Genomic DNA, 18,104 nt, shown 5'->3' with positions numbered 1-18,104 from the left:
CCACTGACAATCTGCTCGGTCACGGGTGGTGGAGCGGATTGGGCACGGTGCCGTGGACGGCGGCGTGCGGGCGCTGGGCGCGGTCGCGGTATCCGTCGAGGTGGAGCCGGTTGCGGTTCAGGCACAGCCGGGCGATGCGGGGGGTGAGCAGGTCGAAGGTCTCGTGGCGTTTCTTCAGGTGCGGGAAGCGTCCCTGGTGACGCAGGATCTCCGCCCGTACGAGGGACCAGAACTCGGCCTCCGGCACCGCCAGTTGCTGTTCGCACAGCGGGGCGAGGTAGCGGAAGACCCCGACGAACAGACCTGAATGGATGAACTGGGTGAGGAAGTCCGGCGGTTCGGTGAGCAGCACCGCGCGGACGTCGGCGGGCATGGTGGCGTGTTCCGGCAGCGGCTCGGCGCTGGTGTTGACGTCGTCGACGAAGTCCTTGACCGCGAGGCGGGTGGGGACGTCCTGCTGGTCGAAGACGACGATGGCGTTCTCGCCGTGCGGGGAGAAGACCGTGCCGTACTGGTAGAGGAAGTGCAGCAGGGGCGGCAGGAGGGCGGCGAAGAGGTGCCGCAGCCAGACGCGGGGCGACAGGCCGGAGCGGCGCACCAGCTCGGCAGTTAAGGCCCGCCCGTGCGGGTCGGTCTGCAGGAGCGCGGCCAGGGTGCGGGCCCGCTCCCCCGGGTCCAGGCAGCGGCTGAGCGGCTCGCGCCAGATACAGCCCAGCAGCTCCTTGTACTGGTACGGGACGCCGGGCAGCCGGTCGTACAGCGGATGTTCGACGGTGACGGACGCGGTTTCGCCGAGCAGGATCACCCGGGTCTCGTCCCGCAGGTACGGGTCGGTGTCACGCAGGCGGTGGACCCAGGCGGTGACGGCGGGGGCGGCGATGGTGCGTTCGGTCGGCAGGCCGCGCCAGACCAGGGTGTTGAGGACGGAGAGCGGCAGCTTGACCGTGCGGGCCCGGGGGCGGCTGATGTTGAGGAAGGTACGGATGGACTGCTGGGGCAGTCGCAGGTCGTTGTCAGTGGCGAGTGCGACGATGGATTTGTCGGCGAGTTGGGGGGCGAAGAGCGGCGCGACGGTCTCGTCCCACTGCCAGGGATGGACGGGGAGGTAGAGGTAGTCGGCGGGGTCGAGGCCCTGCGAGGAGAGGGTGCGGGCGAAGGCGGCGCGGGTTTCGGGGGTGAGTTCATCGGCGTAGAGACGATCGGGAGTGGCCAGGGCCGGGACGCCCCGGTAGACGGCCAGCCGACGGTGCGCGGCGATCCAGGGCAGGCGCTGCGGGGTGCGGGCCTCGGGTGACCAGACGGCGGCGTCGGACGCCGAGAAACCGAGCCGTCCCTTGTTGGCGACGAGCCAGGGGTGGCCGGTCTGGTGGCCTTCCAGAGCGGCGTAGTCGAGGTCGGCGAGCTCCGCCGCGCTGAGGGCCGTGGCGTCGAGGCGGGTGTCGGCGGCGAGGGTGGCCGTCAGCTCGCGGATGAGGTGGCCGGTCGTGTCACCGGACAGGCCCAGGACCGTGTCGTGGGCGTGGAAGAGGAAGTGAAGGGGGTCGCCCGTGGGGGTGATGGAGTCAGGGTCGACGCACCAGTGCCCGTACGCGCCACGGCGGGCCCGGAAGCGGTAGGTGACGTCTTCGGTCAGGCGGAGGCGGTAGGGGCGGGAGCCGTCCGCGGTGTGGGGGTGCGGGGTGGTTGGTGAGGGTGGTGGGGTGGCTGATGGAGTGACTGGTGGGGTGGTTGGTGGAGTGACTGGTGGGGCTGGTGGGGTGGTTGGTGGGGCTGTCGCTGTGGGGGCGGGGGTGGTGGTGTTGGAGGGGGGCGCGGGGGTGGCGGTTCCGGGGGTGGTGATCCTGGGGGTGGCTTCGGGAGCGGCGCCGGGGGTGGATTCAGGGTTGCGGTCCGGGGGGTGGCCGGGGTCACCGTGACCATCGCGAGGGCCGGGGAGGGAGGTGGTGTGGGGGTGGGGGTCGGGTTCGGGGGTGATGACCTCCTCGTACGCGAACTCCGCCAGGGTCTTGGCGAGCAGCCGGCGAGCGGCCCTCTGCCACGCGCGGTGGCTGTCTGCCTCACCGCCGGGGGGCTCGCCGGAGGATCCGGGGGCGGTGAAGGTGTGGTCGGGGACGGCGGCGTCGTCGTTGCCGGGGGCGGCGCCTGGACTGCCGGGGGCGGGGACGCTGTCAGCGGGGCTGGCGGCAGGACTGTCGGCACCACGGTTGCGGGGGCCCGTGCTGTCGCCGCCGGGATCGCCGGCACCGGAAGCGGGGCTATGGAGAGGTTCGGAAGAAGGACGCAAGGCGGGACTCCTGGGGACGAGACCTGAGCGACACGGACAGTGCGTGGGGAAATGGGGTCAGGTGTGGAGACGCGAACAGTGCGGAAGGCGCGGAAAACGCGGACGGCGCGGAAGATGCGGGAGATGCGGGAGATGGGGGACGGCGGGCGGGGACGGAACGGCCGTACCGGCAGGTGGTGTGGCACCGGCCAGCCGAAAGCGGCTGACGGGTGGAACTGGACCGACCGTCCGAGCGCGGTCGGCAGGTGGGAAAGGGCCGACCGTCCGAGCGTGGTCGGCGCGTGGGGAAGGGCCGACTGTCCGCACGCGGCCGACTGGCGGCACGCGGCGGGTAGGGCTGGGGCGGTAGGCGGGTTGGGTGAGCCGGATGGCGCGGTGGAGCCGGGTGATACGGCGGGGCTGAGTGATGCGGTGGGGCTGAGTGATGTGGCGGAGACAGGTGATGTGGTGGGGCTGAGCGATGCGGTGGAGACAGGTGATACCGAAGGGCGGGGTGATGCCGCGGGGCCGGACACAGCGGTCGGGCCGGTCAACGCGGTCGGGGCGGTCAGCGCGGTCAGCGCGGTCGGGGCGGGTGGTGTTCCGGTGCCAGGTGTAGCTGTGGGATCAGGTGAAGTGGGCCGGGCGGGTGGGGTGTTAGGGGTGGGAGGGGGTGGGGGTGTGGGGTGAGGGAAGGGCGGGCGGGAGTTGCCGGCGGGGGGATGTCGGCGGCTGGCGCGGGCGGTGGGGGCGGTCACAGGAGGTGGCGGTGTACGCGGTCGCGGATCATGAGGGCCGCACGTTTGGCGGGCAGGTCGATCTCGTCGGCGTAGCGGAATCCGGCGCCGAGGAAGGCGGCGACGGACGGGATGTTGCGCAGGTCGGGTTCGGCGATGACCCGGCCGCACTGCGGGCGGTGGTCCAGGACGAGGTCGGCGGTGGCGCGCAGCAGCGCGGTCCCGATGCCGCGGCCGCGGTCGGCGACACCCCCGACCAGCAGGTGCAGTCCCGTGTCGTGTGGCCGGGCCGGGTAGTACCGGGCGACCGGGTCCAGGTCGGCGCGGTAGATCTCCCAGTAGCTCATGGGGACACCGCTCAGTACGCCGAGGCAGGGCACGCTGCGTCCGTCGCCGTCGAGCTGGGCGCGCAGGTGGGCGGCGGTGGTCTCCTGCGGCCCGGCCAGTTCCCAGAACGCCGCGACGGCCGGGTCGTTCATCCAGGCGGAGACCAGCGGCAGGTCGCGCTCGATGCGTACGGGTACGAGCTGGAACGGTCCGGCGACGGTCGCTGCCGGGCCCCAGTCGGCGATGTGGTCCAGCAGGACTCCGCCGCTCGGGCTGTCGGCCGGGGTGGCGGAGAGGAGCTCTTCGCTGAACAGCGCGGTGATGTCAGGCGGCAGGTGCAGGTCGAGGGTGTCGTCGAGCGCGTTGTCCGGAGAGGCTTCGAGGGGGTGGCCGAAGGTCTCCTCGGATCCTGGGTCGATGCCGGATTCGGGGTCGATGCCGGATTCGGTGGGGGGCACGGTGGCGCTCTCTCCTTTCCGGGCCTCCTCACGAGGTCACGGGGCGGGCGGGCAGGGAATCGGAGGACAGCGGGTCGAGGACCAGCAGACCGGAGGTCAGCAGGCCGGAGGACAGCGGATCGAGGGTCAGCAGGTCGGAGACCAGCGGGCCGAGGGTCAGCAGATCGGGGGACAGCGGGCCGGGGAACAGTGCGTCGGGGAACAGGAACAGGGCGGGGACGTCGGGGTGGGCGCTGCCCGGAGCGGCGGGTCAGGGGTGGAGGGGGTTGGGGATGGTGACGTAGACGGACTGGGTGTCGACGGGGCCGACGAGTTCGTCGAGGCCGCGCAGCCGGGTGAACAAGTTGGCCTTGCAGCGCAGGGTGCGGGTGTCCAGAAGTCGGCCGGGCAGCGGTGAGCGGTGTTCCGCGGGCCCGGTGGCGGCGTCGGCGAGGAAGCGCCGGAAGGCTGCGAGGAGCACGTTCTCGGCAGCCAGTCGCTGGGAGCCGAAGGCACCGATGAGGCCGAGGATGTTGTTGATGCCGAGGTAGTAGGCGAAGCGCTCGTCGGTGACCTCGTCGGTGACGAAGGTGTCGCTGGTGGCGCCGATGCCGGGCAGCCGCCGCTCCAGCTCCGTACGGCGCGACTCGCGGAAGTAGTAGCCCTGGTTGTCCCGGTAGCGGCCGCCGACGGGCCAGCCGTCGCGGTCCAGCAGGACGAGCGTGTTCTGCTGGTGGGCTTCGAGGGCGATGCCCGCGGTGCCGTCGAGCCAGAGGACGGGCCGTACCACCGCTTCGAGGTAGCGCAGGAACCACTCGGTGGCGACGGCGCCCGCGGGCCGCCCGGTGCGGGCGGTGAGCCTGCCGATGACGTCGGCGAGGCGGGAGCGGAGGCCGGTGTGGCCTGGCCAGGGGCGGGGCGAGATGAGGGCGGCGATGCAGACGGCGTCGTCCGTGGCGGCGAAGGGGTTGTGCCGGACGACCACGTCCAGGCCGGGCACCGGTCGGCCGTCGGCTCCGGTGACGCCGAACCAGGCCGGGTCGCGGACGATGTCGAAGCCCCGCGAGCCGGGGAAGGCGGCCCGCCACTGCGCGGCCAGGCCGGTACGGAGCAGCCGGTGCACCTCGACGCCGCGTTCCAGTTCCTTGCGGAGGTTGTCGCGGCGGGAGTTGGTGATGCGCAGGCCCAGGGAGAGCTTGAGCATGGCGTCGCAGCCGGGGCGGAAGACGGTGCGTACGGAGGAGGTGGGGTGCCAGGCGGGGCCGCCGGGGCCGAGGTCGTGAAGGCGGCCCGCCTCGTACAGCTCGGCGATGTCCGGGCGGTGGCCGAGCTGGTGGGCCTGCCACGGGTGCATGGGCAACGGCAAAGTGCCGACGGGCCCTCGTGGCGCTTCCTCCGCGAAGCGGGCGGCCAGCTGTTCGGCGGGGACGGTCCGGCCGCGCTCGGTCCAGGCCGAGTCGGCGGTGAACGCGTCCGGGTGTACGGCCATCCAGTGGAGGCGGAACGCGCCGCGCAGCTCCGGGGAGTAGGAGCGGGTCTCGGCGGCGGTCAGGCCCTCCCGGCTCTTGGGGGTCGGGTGCATGGGGTGGCCGAAGAGGAGGGCTTGTTCGGCGGCGAGGAACCGCGAGCCACCGTGGTCGTCGGCCGGGGTGGCGCGCCGGTCGGCGAGGAAGACCGCGGTGTGCCGTACGGAGTCGGCGACGCGCCCGACGAGGTCGGCGCTCTCACTGTCCGGCGGGCCGGAGGGGTGGCCGGGGACGGTGGGGTGGTGCGGGGCGGGGAGCGCGGCGGTGCCGCGTACGGCCTCGCGGCGCAGCAGGGCGGCAAGGGTCACCGCGTCCAGGGGCGCGGCGTCGGCGGCGCCTTCCAGTACGGGTGCGCCAAAACGGTGCCAGCCGGTGTCCGACCAGTACAGGACGGGGACACGCAGGGTCGCCGCGCTGGCGTCGAGAGGGATGCGCAGCCGGTCGCCGGACGGGCGGGGGGTGCCGCTCTCGCGGATCCAGCAGCGGAGCAGACTCTCGGCACCGGCCGCGTCGGCGGCGACGGCCGGGTCGGGATGCTCCAGCCTGTCCTGCACGGGATCTTGTGAGGGGCCCTGGACGGAGCCCTGGGCGGGGTCCTGGGCAGGGTCCTGGGCAGGGTCCTGGGCGGGGCTTTGTACAGAGTCCGGTACCTGGTCCGGTACCTGGTCCGAAGCCGGGTCCGGTACCTGGTCCGGTGCCGGGTTCTGCTCGGTGGCCTGATGGGTGACGGTGTCCTCTTCGACAGCGCACCCTTCCGTGGCGGATGCCCCGACCTCCGCCTCCGCCCCGGCCTCCGCCTCGACTTCAGCCTCCGTCTCCGTCTCCGTCTCACCGTCCGCGTACACGGTGACGACCCGGGTCGCCCCGAGGCCGTGGCAGTCATCGATCCCATGCCGTTCGTGATGTCCGAGCCGTACGGCGCAGCCGGTGTGGCCGCTGTGTTCACCGCCCTCGCCGGTGTCGTGCGTACCGGCGCGCCGGTTCTGGCGCGGTACGGCGGGTTCCCGGAGCCGGGCCAGGGGTTCACGGGGCAGACGTCGCTCGTCGGCCGGAGTCCCGTCGGGGCCGGGGCGTTCGTTCATCGGGGTGTGCCTCGCAGGGTCGGCGCGGTCGGCGCGGTCTGGACGGTGGTGGAGCGGTGGGCGAGCGTGCGGCAGCGGTGGGTGGGCGCGTGGCGGCAGGGCGGCGTACGCCCATGGGGAGGTGCGAGGCTGTGGCGGGCGGTGAGCCGCGAGGGAGGTTTGAGGCGGCAGGGACGTACCGGACGCCGGTTTGGACGTACCGGACGCCGGTTTGGACGTACCGGGCGCCGGTTTCCCCTGCTCACAGCGTCCCCCCGGGGAACGGCGCCTGCCGGGACGGCGTGTGGCTCTGCCCCTCTGGCGCGGGGGCGGCGTCCGCCGTCTCCCGCTCCCCCTGCCCCGCCCTCCGGCCGGGCACCGTGGGCCTTCCGGCCGCCGCACTGCTCGCTCCCGGTCCCGCCGCGGCCGCCAGCGCGTCGGCGAGGCGGTCGAGGACCGCGTCCGCCTGTTCGTCGGTGATGGTGAGCGGGGGCAGCAGTCGGATCACCGAGCCGTGGCGGCCGCCCAGTTCGATGATCAGGCCCCTGGCCAGGCACTCCTGCTGGACGGACGCGGCCAGCGCGGGGGCGGCCGGACGGGCCCCCGCCGGGTCGGGGGCGGCGTCCGGGTCGATCAGTTCCAGGCCGAGCATCAGGCCCCGGCCGCGTACGTCACCGATGCAGCCGTGCTCGGCGGCGAGCCCGCCGAGCCGGGACGCCATACGGGCGCCCAGGTCCGCGGCGCGCCGCGCCAGGTCGTTCTCCCGGACGTACGCGAGGGTGGCCGCGCCGGCCGCCATGGCGAGCTGGTTGCCGCGGAAGGTGCCGGCGTGCGCGCCGGGCCGCCAGGCGTCCAGTTCTTCTCGGTAGACGATGACCGCGAGCGGCAGGCTGCCGCCGATGGCCTTGGACAGCACGAGGACGTCGGGCACCACGCCGCTGTGTTCGACGGCCCAGAACGCGCCGGTGCGGCCCACGCCGGTCTGCACCTCGTCCACGATCAGCGGGATGTCGCGCATGGCCGTGATCTCGCGCATCCTGCGCAGCCAGCTGTCGGGCGCGGGGATCACCCCGCCTTCACCCTGGACCGGTTCCAGGATCATTCCGGCGGGCCTGGGCACCCCGCTCTTCTCGTCGTCCAGCACGTTCGCGGTCCAGTGCGCCGCCAGTTCGGCGCCGCGCTCACCGCCCGTACCGAAGGGGCAGCGGTAGTCGTACGGATACGGGAGACGGGTCACGGAGGTGTCGCGCGCGCCCCCTGACGCCGCGAGCGCCCCCGCCGTCATGCCGTGGTACGCGCCGGTGAAGGCCGCGAGCCCGTCCCGGCCGGTCGCGGTCCGCACCAGCTTGAAGGCGGCCTCGACGGCGTCCGTGCCGGCCGGTCCGCAGAACTGGACGCGGCCGTGGTCGGCCAGTTCGGCAGGGAGGGTGGCGAACAGTTCGGTGACGAAGGCGTCCTTGACCGGGGTGGCCAGGTCGAGGACGTGCAGCGGGGCGCCGGAGTCCAGGACGGAGCGGATCGCCTCCAGGACGACGGGGTGGTTGTGGCCGAGCGCCAGGGTGCCTGCCCCGGAGAGGCAGTCCAGGTAGCGGCGGCCGTCGGCGCCCTCGATGGTCAGCCCGCGGGCGCGCACCGGGACGATGGGAAGGGAGCGCGCGTACGTACGGGCGGCGGACTCGCGGAGCGACTGGCGCCGCAGGATGCCCTCGTGGGCGGGAGGGGGTGCCATCGGCAGAGGCTGGGTCAAGGCCACGGCGGTTCGGTCCTCCTGCTGCTGAACTCTTCTGTTGAACTGCGGGCGGGCCCGCCGCGCGCCGTCCGCACCCTGTCGGGCCGCTTCCGTCGCGCACCGGGCCTGGTTCGCTGTCGGCAGGTCGCCGGGCCCGGTCAGCGGGCCACTGCCCTGCCGCCGGACACGGCTCAGCCGTCCCCCGTACGTATCAACGACGCCGCCCGCGGGAGAACACGGCCTGCCGAAAGATCCTTGCCGCGCGCCTGACCTCCGGCCTTACGGGTTTCACGGCGAACGTCCCGGCGACATCCCACCGGAGCAGCTCCGAGCAGCTCCGAGCAGTTCGGAGCTGCTCGGGACAACTCGAAGCAGCCCGGAGCAACTCGAACGCCCTGGAACACACCGGCGCACCCTGGCGCGACTCGAAGGGGCCTCAAGACGCCCCGGGACGCCCCCGAACACCCCGGAGCGCCCGCACCATACGCGCCCCTCCCGCACCACCGGCATCACTCCCGCGGAGAGATCCGCGCCGAACCGGAACCGGGGACCCGCCCGCCGCCGTCCCCAACGGCACCGGCATAGTGGGGACCTGCTCCGGCTTCCCGGTGCATGACAAAACAGCAGATGCGGGCACGTCCGGGGCAAGACCGGCAGGACCACCCACGGCGCGGTACGGCCGCCCGGGGCCGGACGCGTGTCCGCGGCAGACCTGAACAGACCAGGGGGAGTTCACCCATGCGATCCATACGTCGGCCGGTCCTGGCCGCGGCCGCCCTCACCGCCGTGGTGGCGCTGACCGCCACCGGCTGCGGTCCCGAGGGCAACCAGGCGGACGGCAAGCCCGGCCAGTCCGCGGAACAGGGCAGCGCGGACGGGGGTGGCTTCACGATCCCCAAGGACATCCAGGACAAGCTCAAGGAACACGGCGTCGACCTGGACAAGTGGAAGAACGGCGAGTGGAAGAACTGGGACAAGGACAAGTGGCTCCGCGAGGCCAGTGAGTTCATCAACCCGATCATCAAGGGCCTGTGGGACCCGGACCGGGCGAGCAAGGCCAAGCCGCCGAAGGAGCCCACGCCCAAGGACATCTCCGGTGACCAGGGGCGGACCGACCCGGACCCGCGGCCGGTCCAGGCCAAGGCCGTCAAGCCGCCGTTCGGCCAGAACGCGCCCGGCCTCGGCAAGATCTTCTTCGACACGCCCGAGGGCCACGCGGTCTGCTCCGGCGCGGTGGTCGAGGACCCGGCGCACCCGGGCAAGTCCAACCTGGTGTGGACGGCGGGCCACTGCGTGCACGCCGGCAAGACCGGTGGCTGGTACCGCAACATGGTCTTCGCCCCGTCGTTCAACGACAGCGGCAAGTCCGCGGCCCAGCTGGAGAACGCCTCGCGTGAGCAGATGTTCCCCAAGGGCGTCTGGTGGGCCGACGGCGCGTCGACCTCGAACCAGTGGATCGGCCAGGGCGGCGCGCAGGGCAACGGCGTGCCGATGGCGCCGTACGACTTCGCGATCATGCACGTGACGCCGGAGAAGGGCGCGGGCAGCAAGTCCCTCGAAGAGGTCGCCGGCGGCGCCTTCCCGGTGGACTTCAACGCCTCGGCGATCCCGGACATCTCCAGCATGACCGCTCAGGGCTACCCGGCCGAGGCGCCGTTCGACGGCGCGACGCTGCAGCAGTGCACCGACAGGCCGGGCCGGCTCTCGCTGGACGCCAAGAAGCCGACCATGTACCGCATCGGCTGCCTGATGACCGCCGGTTCCTCCGGTGGCCCCTGGTTCGCCAAGGGCTCGGACGGCAAGCCCGCGCTGGTGTCCAACACCTCGATCGGCCCGCGTCCGGCCGGCTGGCTGGCGGGCCCGCACCTCGGCCCGGAGGCCAAGAGCATGTACGGCGCGATGAGCAAGAAGTTCGCGTCGAAGTAGCCGCGAAGGAGTAGCCGGGAAGCAGCCGCGATGAGCGGCGGGCACCCGGCCATGACGAAGCAACGGCGAAGGCCCGCTCCCGGAATCCGGGGGCGGGCCTTCGTACTTCCGGGAGCAGACCTTCGTACTGCCTACGTGCTGCCTACGTACTGCCTTCGCAGTGCCTACGGGCAGCCTCGATGCCTGCCGTAGGCGCCTACAGCTGCGGCGCCTACGACCGCATCGTCACGCGGCGGCCACGTACGGCCGGAACTCCGCGGCCAGTTCTTCGTGCACCCGCGCCTTGAGGACGGTGCCCTCCGCCACGTGCTCCTCGGAGATCACCTCGCCCTCGGCGTGCGCCCGCGAGACCAGCGCGCCCTGCGTGTACGGCACCAGTGCCTCGATCTCGACCTGCGGCCGCGGCAGTTCCTCGTCGAGCAGCGCGAGCAGCTCGTCGAGGCCCTGTCCCGTACGCGCCGAGACCAGCAGCGCGTGCTTCTCCTGACGCAGCAGCCGCTGGAGGACCAGCGGGTCGGCGGCGTCCGCCTTGTTGACGACGACGATCTCCGGTACGTCGGTGGCGCCCACGTCGCGGATCACCTCGCGCACGGCGGCCAGCTGCTCCTCCGGCACCGGGTGCGAGCCGTCGACCACGTGGAGGATGAGGTCGGAGTCGCCGACCTCCTCCATCGTGGAGCGGAACGCCTCGACGAGGTGGTGCGGCAGGTGGCGCACGAAGCCGACGGTGTCGGCGAGGGTGTAGAGCCGCCCGCTGGGCGTCTCGGCCCGGCGCACGGTCGGGTCCAGGGTGGCGAACAGCGCGTTCTCCACCAGGACACCGGCTCCGGTGAGGCGGTTGAGCAGGGAGGACTTGCCCGCGTTCGTGTAACCGGCGATGGCGACCGACGGGACCTTGTGACGGCGGCGCTCCTGCCGCTTGATGTCACGGCCGGTCTTCATCTCCGCGATCTCCCGGCGCATCTTCGCCATCTTCTCGCGGATCCGCCGCCGGTCCGTCTCGATCTTGGTCTCACCGGGACCACGCGTGGCCATACCGCCGCCCGCGGAACCGGAGCCACCGCCACCCATCTGCCGGGACAGCGACTGACCCCAGCCGCGCAGCCTCGGCAGCATGTACTGCATCTGCGCCAGCGAGACCTGCGCCTTGCCCTCCCGGGACTTGGCGTGCTGGGCGAAGATGTCGAGGATCAGGGCCGTACGGTCGACGACCTTGACCTTGACGACGTCCTCAAGGTGGATCAGCTGGCCGGGGCTCAGCTCACCGTCGCAGACCACCGTGTCGGCGCCGGACTCCATGACGATGTCGCGGAGCTCCAGGGCCTTGCCGGAGCCGATGTACGTGGCCGGGTCGGGCTTGTCGCGGCGCTGGACGACGCCATCGAGCACGAGCGCGCCGGCGGTCTCCGCCAGCGCGGCCAGCTCGGCGAGCGAGTTCTCCGCGTCCTGCGCCGTGCCCGTGGTCCAGACGCCGACCAGCACCACGCGCTCCAGGCGCAGCTGGCGGTACTCGACCTCGGTGACGTCTTCGAGCTCGGTGGACAGTCCGGCCACGCGGCGCAGGGCGGCCCGCTCCGTGCGGTCGTACTGCTCGCCGTCACGCTCCCCGTCGATCTCGTAACTCCAGGCGACGTCCTCTTCCATCAGGGCGTCGGCCCGGCGGCTCTCGGGGAGGCGCTGTCGGTCCTGTGGAAGGGAAGAAGAGGAGGTCATTTGATCCTTTGCGTCGTTGGGACGTCCCGTGCGGAGCCGTACGGCCCCGGGACACTCGATCGTGACAACGTCCGGACCGCCCGGGAGATTCCCGGCGGCCCCGTCATCGGCCAGACGATGGTCGCACGGCCACCGGGGGCCGTCACCCGGGTTTTCCGTGCGGCGTGGCGGGCCGCGTCTTCACCGGCTTCGCGCCGGGCTTCCCGGCTGCCTGCCCCCTGGCGGGCTTGCCTGCGGGCTTACCGGCCGACTGGCCACCAGCATTACCGGCGTTACCGGCCGGCTTGCTTGCGGGCTTGCCTGCGGGTTTCCCAGCAGGCTTCCCACCCGACTGCCCACCGCCCGGCTTCGCCCCCGGCTTGCGCGCCGGTGGCTGCGGGGTCCGGTAGTGGCTCCTCCAGTCCGGGTGCCCCGGCATCGGCGGCGTTTTCGCGTCGTACAGCCATCTGCGGAAGAAGCCGCCGAGGTCCCGGCCCGCGACGCGGGAGGCCAGCGCGACGAAGTCGGCGGTGCCCGCGACACCGTCGCGGTGCCGGGCCACCCAGGCGCGCTCCAGCCGGTCGAAGGCGGCGTGTCCGATCTTGGCGCGCAGCGCGTACAGCACGAGAGCGCTGCCGTCGTACATGACCGGGCGGAAGATGCCGGTCTTGTTGCCGGGGGTGGGGACCTTCGGTGCCCCGGGCGGGCCGCCTTCGGCCCGCATCCGGTCGGAGACGCTGTAGGCGCGCCGCGTCCGCTCGTCCATGGACATCTTGGCGTGCTCGTGCGCGTACAGCTCTTCGTACCAGGTGGCGTGCGACTCGTTGAGCCAGGCGTCCGACCAGATGCGCGGGGAGACGCTGTTGCCGAACCACTGGTGCGCCAGCTCGTGCACCATGATCGCTTCGATGTACCAGCGGGGGTACTGCCGCGTGACGAACAGCCGCTCCTCGAAGAGGGACAGCGTCTGGGTCTCCAGCTCGAAGCCGGTCTCCGCCTGCGCGAGCAGCACGCCGTACGTCTCGAAGGGGTAGCGGCCGACCTGCTTCTCCATCCAGGCCAGCTGGCCGGGCGTCTCGGCCAGCCACGGTTCCAGGCGCTTGCGGTCGGCGGCGGGCACGACGTCACGGAGCGGCAGGCCGTGCGGACCGGTACGCCGGACGACGGCGGAGCGCCCGATGGACACCTGCGCGACCTCGGTGGCCATGGGGTGGGCGGAACGGTAGACCCAGGTGGTGGCGGCCGGGGCCGCCCGCCCCTGCCGTACGTCCTGCCCTGCCCGGCCCCGGAGACCCGCAGGCGCGCTCCTGCCCGGCAAAGCACCCGGATAGCGCGCCACGCGCGATCCGTTGGCGACGACCGTCAGACCGCTGGGCGCGGTGACGCGGAAGGTGTAGAGCGCCTTGTCCGACGGGTGGTCGTTGCCCGGGAAGACGCGGTGTGCGGCGTCCACCTGGTTGGCCATCACCAGGCCGTCCTTCGTACGCAGCCAGCCGATCTCCTTGTCCTTGCCGCCCTTGCGGGGGCGCGGGTCGCTGGTGTGCCGGACGACGATGCGCACCGGGGTGCCGGCGCGCAGGGTGCGGTGGGGTGTGACGATCAGGTCCTCGCCACGGGTGACGTGGGCCGCGGGGCGGCCGTCGACCTCGACGGAGCGGACGGTGCCGTGCGCGAAGTCGAGGTTGATGCGTTCCAGACGGGCGGTGGCCCGCGCGGTGATCTTCGTGACGGCGTCCAGCGGCCGGTCGTTGTGTCCGGAGTAGGTCAGGGCGATGTCGTACGCGCGGACGTCGTAGCCGGGGTTGCCGAGGTGCGGGTAGAGCCGGTCGCCGATACCGAGCGGGGTGGCGTCCGGCAGGCCGGCGGCGACCAGTGAGGCGGCGGCGAGCAGGCCGAGCGCGCTCCGGCGGCGGGTCACGGCCCCCGGGAGGCGGCGCGGCCGCGGGCGGGGCGGGGCACCTCCGGGGCCCCGCCCGGAAGCGGGACCGGGATCGGGACCGGAGCCAGGGGCGGAACCGGAGCCAGGGCCGGAACCGGGGCCAGGGCCGGAACCGGGGCCGGGGGCGGAGTGGGACGAGGAAAGCGGCATGGCAAACCGCTATCAGCGCGGCACCCCCGCCCGTGGCCGACGCGACAGTACGGCACCCGAACGAGGGGATTCGTGCGCCCGTCGAGTCCGGAGTGACGCATGTGGGTGCCGGGTCCCACGCGCTACCGAGCCCCCGGGCGCCTCCCGGCCACGCAGAAAGCCGCACAGAAAGCCGCACAGAAAACAGAAACAAGCGCCCCGCAAGCGGGCAGAAACAGGCACCCCTCAAACACACAGAGCCCGGCCAAACGCACACAGAGCCCGGCACCTCACAAGAAGCGCGCGAGCCACCCCCTCAGGACCGCACGAGCAAGGACCGCGCAAGTCAGCCCCTCAGGAACGCACCGCCACCGTCGGCTGTGCCCGCCCCGCCCGCAGCACGTCGAAGACGCCCGGTACCTGCCGCATCGCCCGCATCAGGGACGGCAGCTTGGCCGCGTCCGGCAGGTGGAGGGTGTACGTGTGCCGTACCCGCTGCTCGCGGGGCGGCTCGACGTCCGCCGCCACCACGGCGGCCCCTTCGGCGGCGATGGCCTCCGTGAGGTCGGCGAGCAGGTGCGGCCTGGTGAACGCCTCCGCGAGGAGCGTGACCCGGCAGCCCTGTACGCGGTTTCCCGCGCCGCGCCAGCGTGCGCCGACCGGCTGTCGGCCGGACGCGGCCATCCGGGCCACCACGGGGCACAGCGCCCGGTGCACGGTGACGATGCCGCCCCGCACGGCGAAGCCGGTGACGTTGTCCGGCGGTACGGGGGTGCAGCAGCCCGCGAGCCGCACGGACGCGCCGGGAAGGTCGGTGGACAGACCGTCGGTGTCGCCGCCGCGGCGCCCGGACACCCCGACGGCCCCGGACACCCCGACTGCCCCGGGCACCCCGGCGCCACGCGTCTCACCGGCTCCGCCCGGCGCGCCCGCTTCCTCCGCTCCCTCGCCCATCCCCTCCCCCACTGCCTCGCCCGCTCCTTCGCCCGCCCCCGCTCCCGTCTCCGCTCCCGTCTCCGCCCCCGGATGAGCGTCCAGCCAGCGCGAGATGGCGAGGCGGGCCGCCGGGGTACGGGTGTGGTCGAGCCAGTCCGGTGAGGGCCCGGAGGCGGAGTCGGGAGCCATGAGCAGGTACACGCTGTCGCCGTCGCACAGGACCGTGGAGAGCGTCGCGAGGCGGCCGTTGACGCGCGCGCCGATGCAGTGGTGCGCGCCTTCGCCATACAGCGCGTACGCGGCGTCCACGCAGCTCGCTCCGGCGGGGAGGCCGACGGTGCCGGTGCGCGCCGTGCCCGTACCCGCGGGGTCGGAGGCGACCGTGCCGCTGCCGTCGTCGAAGCCGCCCTCCGCGCAGAAGACCGTGATCTCGCGGTCCTGGGCGAGGTCGTCGCGCAGCGAGGTCCAGAAGGTGTCCGGGTCGGGGGTGGCGCGCTGCCACTCCAGGAGCCGGCACAGCCATCCGGGCTGGGTCGGGTCGACGCGCTCGCCGTCCTCGGCCGCCGGGGCGCCCGCCGTGCCGTCCGCCACGGCCGCTGACGGGTCGGAGCCGTCAGCGGGGGCGTACGGGTTGCCCAGGGCGATCACCCCGGCCTCCGCGACGCGGTGCATCCGGTGCGTACGGATGAGCGTTTCGGCAACCGCGCCGTCCTCGTCCGTGACGGCGGTGTGCAGCGACTGGTAGAGGTTGAACTTCGGTGCGGCGATGAAGTCCTTGAACTCCGAGACCACCGGGGTGAAGCAGGTGTGCAGTTCACCGAGGACCGCGTAGCAGTCGGCGTCCTCGGCGACGAGGACCAGCAGCCGGCCGAGGTCCGCGCCGGTGACCGTACCGCGCGCCAGGCGCACCCGGTGCACGGAGACGAAGTGCCGCGGCCGGATGAGGACTTCGGCATCGATGTCGGCCTCGTCCAGGACGGTGCGCACCCGTTCCGCGAGGGCGGCGAGCGGGCCCTGGCGGTCGGCGTGGCCGAGGACGAGGGCGCGGGTGGTCGCGTACTCCTCCGGGTGCAGGATCGCGAAGACCAGGTCCTCCAGCTCGGTCTTGAGCGCCTGGACGCCCAGCCGTTCGGCGAGCGGGATCAGGACGTCGCGCGTCACCTTGGCGATCCTGGCCTGCTTCTCGGGGCGCATCACACCGAGGGTGCGCATGTTGTGCAGCCGGTCGGCCAGCTTGATGGACATCACGCGGACGTCGTTGCCGGTGGCGACCAGCATCTTGCGGAAGGTCTCGGGCTCGGCGGCGGCGCCGTAGTCCACCTTCTCCAGTTTGGTCACGCCGTCGACGAGGTAGCAGACCTCCTTGCCGAACTCCCGGACCACCTGATCCAGCGTCACCTCCGTGTCCTCGACGGTGTCGTGGAGGAGGGAGGCGGTCAAGGTCGTGGTCTCGGCGCCCAGTTCGGCCAGGATCAGGGTCACCGCGAGCGGATGGGTGATGTACGGCTCGCCGCTCTTGCGCATCTGCCCGCGGTGCGAGGACTCGGCGAGTACGTAGGCCCGGCTCAGGGTGTCCAGGTCGGCGTCCGGGTGGTGGGCGCGGTGCACCTTGGCGACGTGCTCCAGGGCGTCCGGCAGGCCGTCGCGGGGAGCCGGTCCGAGCAGCGCCGCCCGGCCGATGCGGCGCAGTCCGCGCAGTTCCAGGCGGGGGCGGCCACGTTTGCGGTGGGCGGCTTCCCCCAGCTCGGGCGGACCGGCCTGGACAGGCGCGACGGGGTTACCAGGGTTCGTGGCCTCTGCGCTCATGGGCACCTCCGGCGGCGTCGACCGGCGGTTGGGCGCCCGCAGTCAGTCGCCCGGGCCGGTGCTTGATGCTACCGAGCCCATCACGCAGCGCTGTCCCGCTCTCGCCCAGCGTGAACCGGATCACCCATTCGAGCGAAGTCTCAGCCGAGGGCCGTGACCAGCCACGCGGGGTCCAGCGCGCCCTGCGCGACGATGACCGCGGGGCCGGTCATCTCGACCGTGCCGTCCGGCAGCTCGGTGATCGTCAGGCTGCCGCCCGGTATGTCGACCGTGTACGTGACGGGGCTGCCGGTGACCGCGGGGTCGGCGCCGTCCCGGCGGGCGGTGGCGACGGCGACGGCGCAGGCGCCCGTACCGCAGGAGCGGGTCTCGCCGGAGCCGCGCTCGTGGACCCGCATCGCCACGTGGCGCGGGCCGCGGTCGACGACGAACTCGATGTTCACACCGTCCGGGTAGACGGCGGCTGGGCTGAACGGCGGGACGTCGCGCAGCTCTCCGGCGTGGTCGAGGTCCTCGACGAAGGCGACGGCGTGCGGGTTGCCCATGCTCACGTTGCGGGCGGGCCAGCTGCGGTCGCCGACGGTGACCGTCACACCGTCCGGGAGCAGCTCGGCGCGGCCCATGGAGATCGTGACCTCGCCGGTCGTGGACAGGCGCGCCGTGCGGACGCCGGAGCGGGTCGCGATGGCCAGCTCGCCCTCGCCGGCCAGGCCGGCGTGCTGGAGGTAGCGGGCGAAGACGCGGATGCCGTTGCCGCACATCTCGGCGATGGAGCCGTCGCCGTTGCGATAGTCCATGAACCACTCGGCTTCGCCGGCCATGGCGCGGGCCGCGGGGTCGGCGGCGGAGCGCACCACGCGCAGCAGGCCGTCGCCGCCGACGCCGGCGCGGCGGTCGCAGATCCGCGCGACGGCGTCGGCGGACAGCTCCAGGACGCCGTCCGGGTCGGGGACGATCACGAAGTCGTTCTCCGTGCCGTGTCCCTTGAGGAAGGTGATGCCACGGCCGGGGCCGCCCGCGGCGGTCGTCGCGGCATCCACTGCGGCCTCCGTGGCCTCTGCGGTCCCCTGTGCGTTGGTCATGACTGCATCGTACGGCGCGGCACCGACAGTCAGTGCAGGCGGGCGACCCGCCATACGGCCAGCAGGGCCAGTACGGCCACGACCGCCGCGTACGCCAGGACGACACGCCAGTCCGGGCGGCGGCCGGAGCCGCGGGCGGGCAGGCCGGGCCAGGTGTGGCCGACCCGACGGGCGGCCATCATGCCCCAGCCCGCGGCGCAGCAGAACAGCAGCAGGCCGAGCATGGAGATCACCGCGCCGCCGTCGCCGCCGAACTCGAAGGCGAGCGGGAAGGCGAACATCAGCGAGCCGAGGGCGGCCAGGCCCACGATGGGGGCGAGCTGCCAGATGCGCAGCCTGCGCGGCGGCCGCAGTTCGCGGAAGGACTCCCCGCCCTCGGCCGCTCCCTCCGGGCCGTCCCCGGCCTCCAGGGGCGCCGGGCGAACCGGTTCGCCGAGGGCGTCAGGGCCGTCGGGCCCGACGGCCGCGGCGTGGTCCAGAACAGGGCCGCCCAGGACGGAGTCGTTCAGTACGG

The 18,104-nt window shown here is 73.0% G+C and carries 10 protein-coding genes; 1 reads left to right on the top strand and 9 read right to left on the bottom strand.

What is annotated here, in order from left to right; all coding sequences use genetic code 11:
• Positions 1-19: 19 nt before the first annotated feature.
• From A6A06_RS07570 to A6A06_RS07555, 4 genes are all read right to left on the bottom strand, one after another.
• Complete coding sequence (locus A6A06_RS07570) at positions 20-2,017, bottom strand: IucA/IucC family protein (protein ID WP_443333726.1); 1,998 nt, start codon at positions 2,015-2,017, stop codon at positions 20-22.
• A gap of 1,000 nt (positions 2,018-3,017) precedes the next feature.
• Entirely contained in the window at positions 3,018-3,785 is a 768-nt protein-coding gene (locus tag A6A06_RS07565; protein WP_073760355.1) for a GNAT family N-acetyltransferase, read from the bottom strand.
• Between the two features lie 250 nt (positions 3,786-4,035).
• Positions 4,036-6,372 (bottom strand): IucA/IucC family protein, encoded by a 2,337-nt coding sequence (locus A6A06_RS07560; protein ID WP_242440625.1) that lies wholly within the window; start codon positions 6,370-6,372, stop codon positions 4,036-4,038.
• 241 nt (positions 6,373-6,613) lie between these two features.
• Entirely contained in the window at positions 6,614-8,080 is a 1,467-nt protein-coding gene (locus A6A06_RS07555) for a diaminobutyrate--2-oxoglutarate transaminase family protein (RefSeq protein WP_443333721.1), read from the bottom strand.
• Positions 8,081-8,818: 738 nt separating this feature from the next.
• Between A6A06_RS07555 and A6A06_RS07550 the strand changes: the two genes are divergently transcribed.
• On the top strand, positions 8,819-10,006 hold the full coding sequence (locus A6A06_RS07550) for a trypsin-like serine peptidase (protein WP_073760353.1): 1,188 nt from the start codon (positions 8,819-8,821) through the stop codon (positions 10,004-10,006).
• A 225-nt stretch (positions 10,007-10,231) separates the two neighbouring features.
• Here A6A06_RS07550 and hflX read toward each other — a convergent pair whose 3' ends face one another.
• The 5 genes from hflX to A6A06_RS07525 all read right to left on the bottom strand — a co-directional run bounded on the left by hflX (position 10,232) and on the right by A6A06_RS07525 (position 18,099).
• Entirely contained in the window at positions 10,232-11,719 is a 1,488-nt protein-coding gene (gene hflX / locus A6A06_RS07545) for a GTPase HflX (RefSeq protein ID WP_073760351.1), read from the bottom strand.
• 142 nt (positions 11,720-11,861) lie between these two features.
• On the bottom strand, positions 11,862-13,616 hold the full coding sequence (locus A6A06_RS07540) for a M1 family metallopeptidase (RefSeq protein WP_242440623.1): 1,755 nt from the start codon (positions 13,614-13,616) through the stop codon (positions 11,862-11,864).
• A 504-nt stretch (positions 13,617-14,120) separates the two neighbouring features.
• The gene (locus A6A06_RS07535) at positions 14,121-16,508 is read right to left on the bottom strand and encodes a RelA/SpoT family protein (RefSeq protein WP_073760349.1); all 2,388 of its coding nucleotides are present in this window, start codon (positions 16,506-16,508) and stop codon (positions 14,121-14,123) included.
• 140 nt (positions 16,509-16,648) lie between these two features.
• The gene (gene dapF / locus A6A06_RS07530) at positions 16,649-17,590 is read right to left on the bottom strand and encodes a diaminopimelate epimerase (RefSeq protein ID WP_079193861.1); all 942 of its coding nucleotides are present in this window, start codon (positions 17,588-17,590) and stop codon (positions 16,649-16,651) included.
• Between the two features lie 29 nt (positions 17,591-17,619).
• Entirely contained in the window at positions 17,620-18,099 is a 480-nt protein-coding gene (locus A6A06_RS07525; protein WP_073760556.1) for a hypothetical protein, read from the bottom strand.
• Positions 18,100-18,104 lie beyond the last annotated feature (5 nt).

The organism is Streptomyces sp. CB02923, assembly GCF_001905005.1.
In the GTDB taxonomy this organism is placed as follows: Bacteria; Actinomycetota; Actinomycetes; order Streptomycetales; family Streptomycetaceae; genus Streptomyces.
This window is presented reverse-complemented; position numbering and strand designations above follow the sequence as displayed.

What these genes read in the sequence shown, in the direction of transcription:
- A6A06_RS07560 (WP_242440625.1), bottom strand. Translation starts at nt 6,372, where the DNA reads ATGAACGAACGCCCCGGCCCCGACGGGACTCCGGCCGACGAGCGACGT.
- hflX (WP_073760351.1), bottom strand. Translation starts at nt 11,719, where the DNA reads ATGACCTCCTCTTCTTCCCTTCCACAGGACCGACAGCGCCTCCCCGAG.
- A6A06_RS07550 (WP_073760353.1), top strand. Translation starts at nt 8,819, where the DNA reads ATGCGATCCATACGTCGGCCGGTCCTGGCCGCGGCCGCCCTCACCGCC.
- A6A06_RS07535 (WP_073760349.1), bottom strand. Translation starts at nt 16,508, where the DNA reads ATGAGCGCAGAGGCCACGAACCCTGGTAACCCCGTCGCGCCTGTCCAG.
- dapF (WP_079193861.1), bottom strand. Translation starts at nt 17,590, where the DNA reads ATGACCAACGCACAGGGGACCGCAGAGGCCACGGAGGCCGCAGTGGAT.
- A6A06_RS07555 (WP_443333721.1), bottom strand. Translation starts at nt 8,080, where the DNA reads ATGGCACCCCCTCCCGCCCACGAGGGCATCCTGCGGCGCCAGTCGCTC.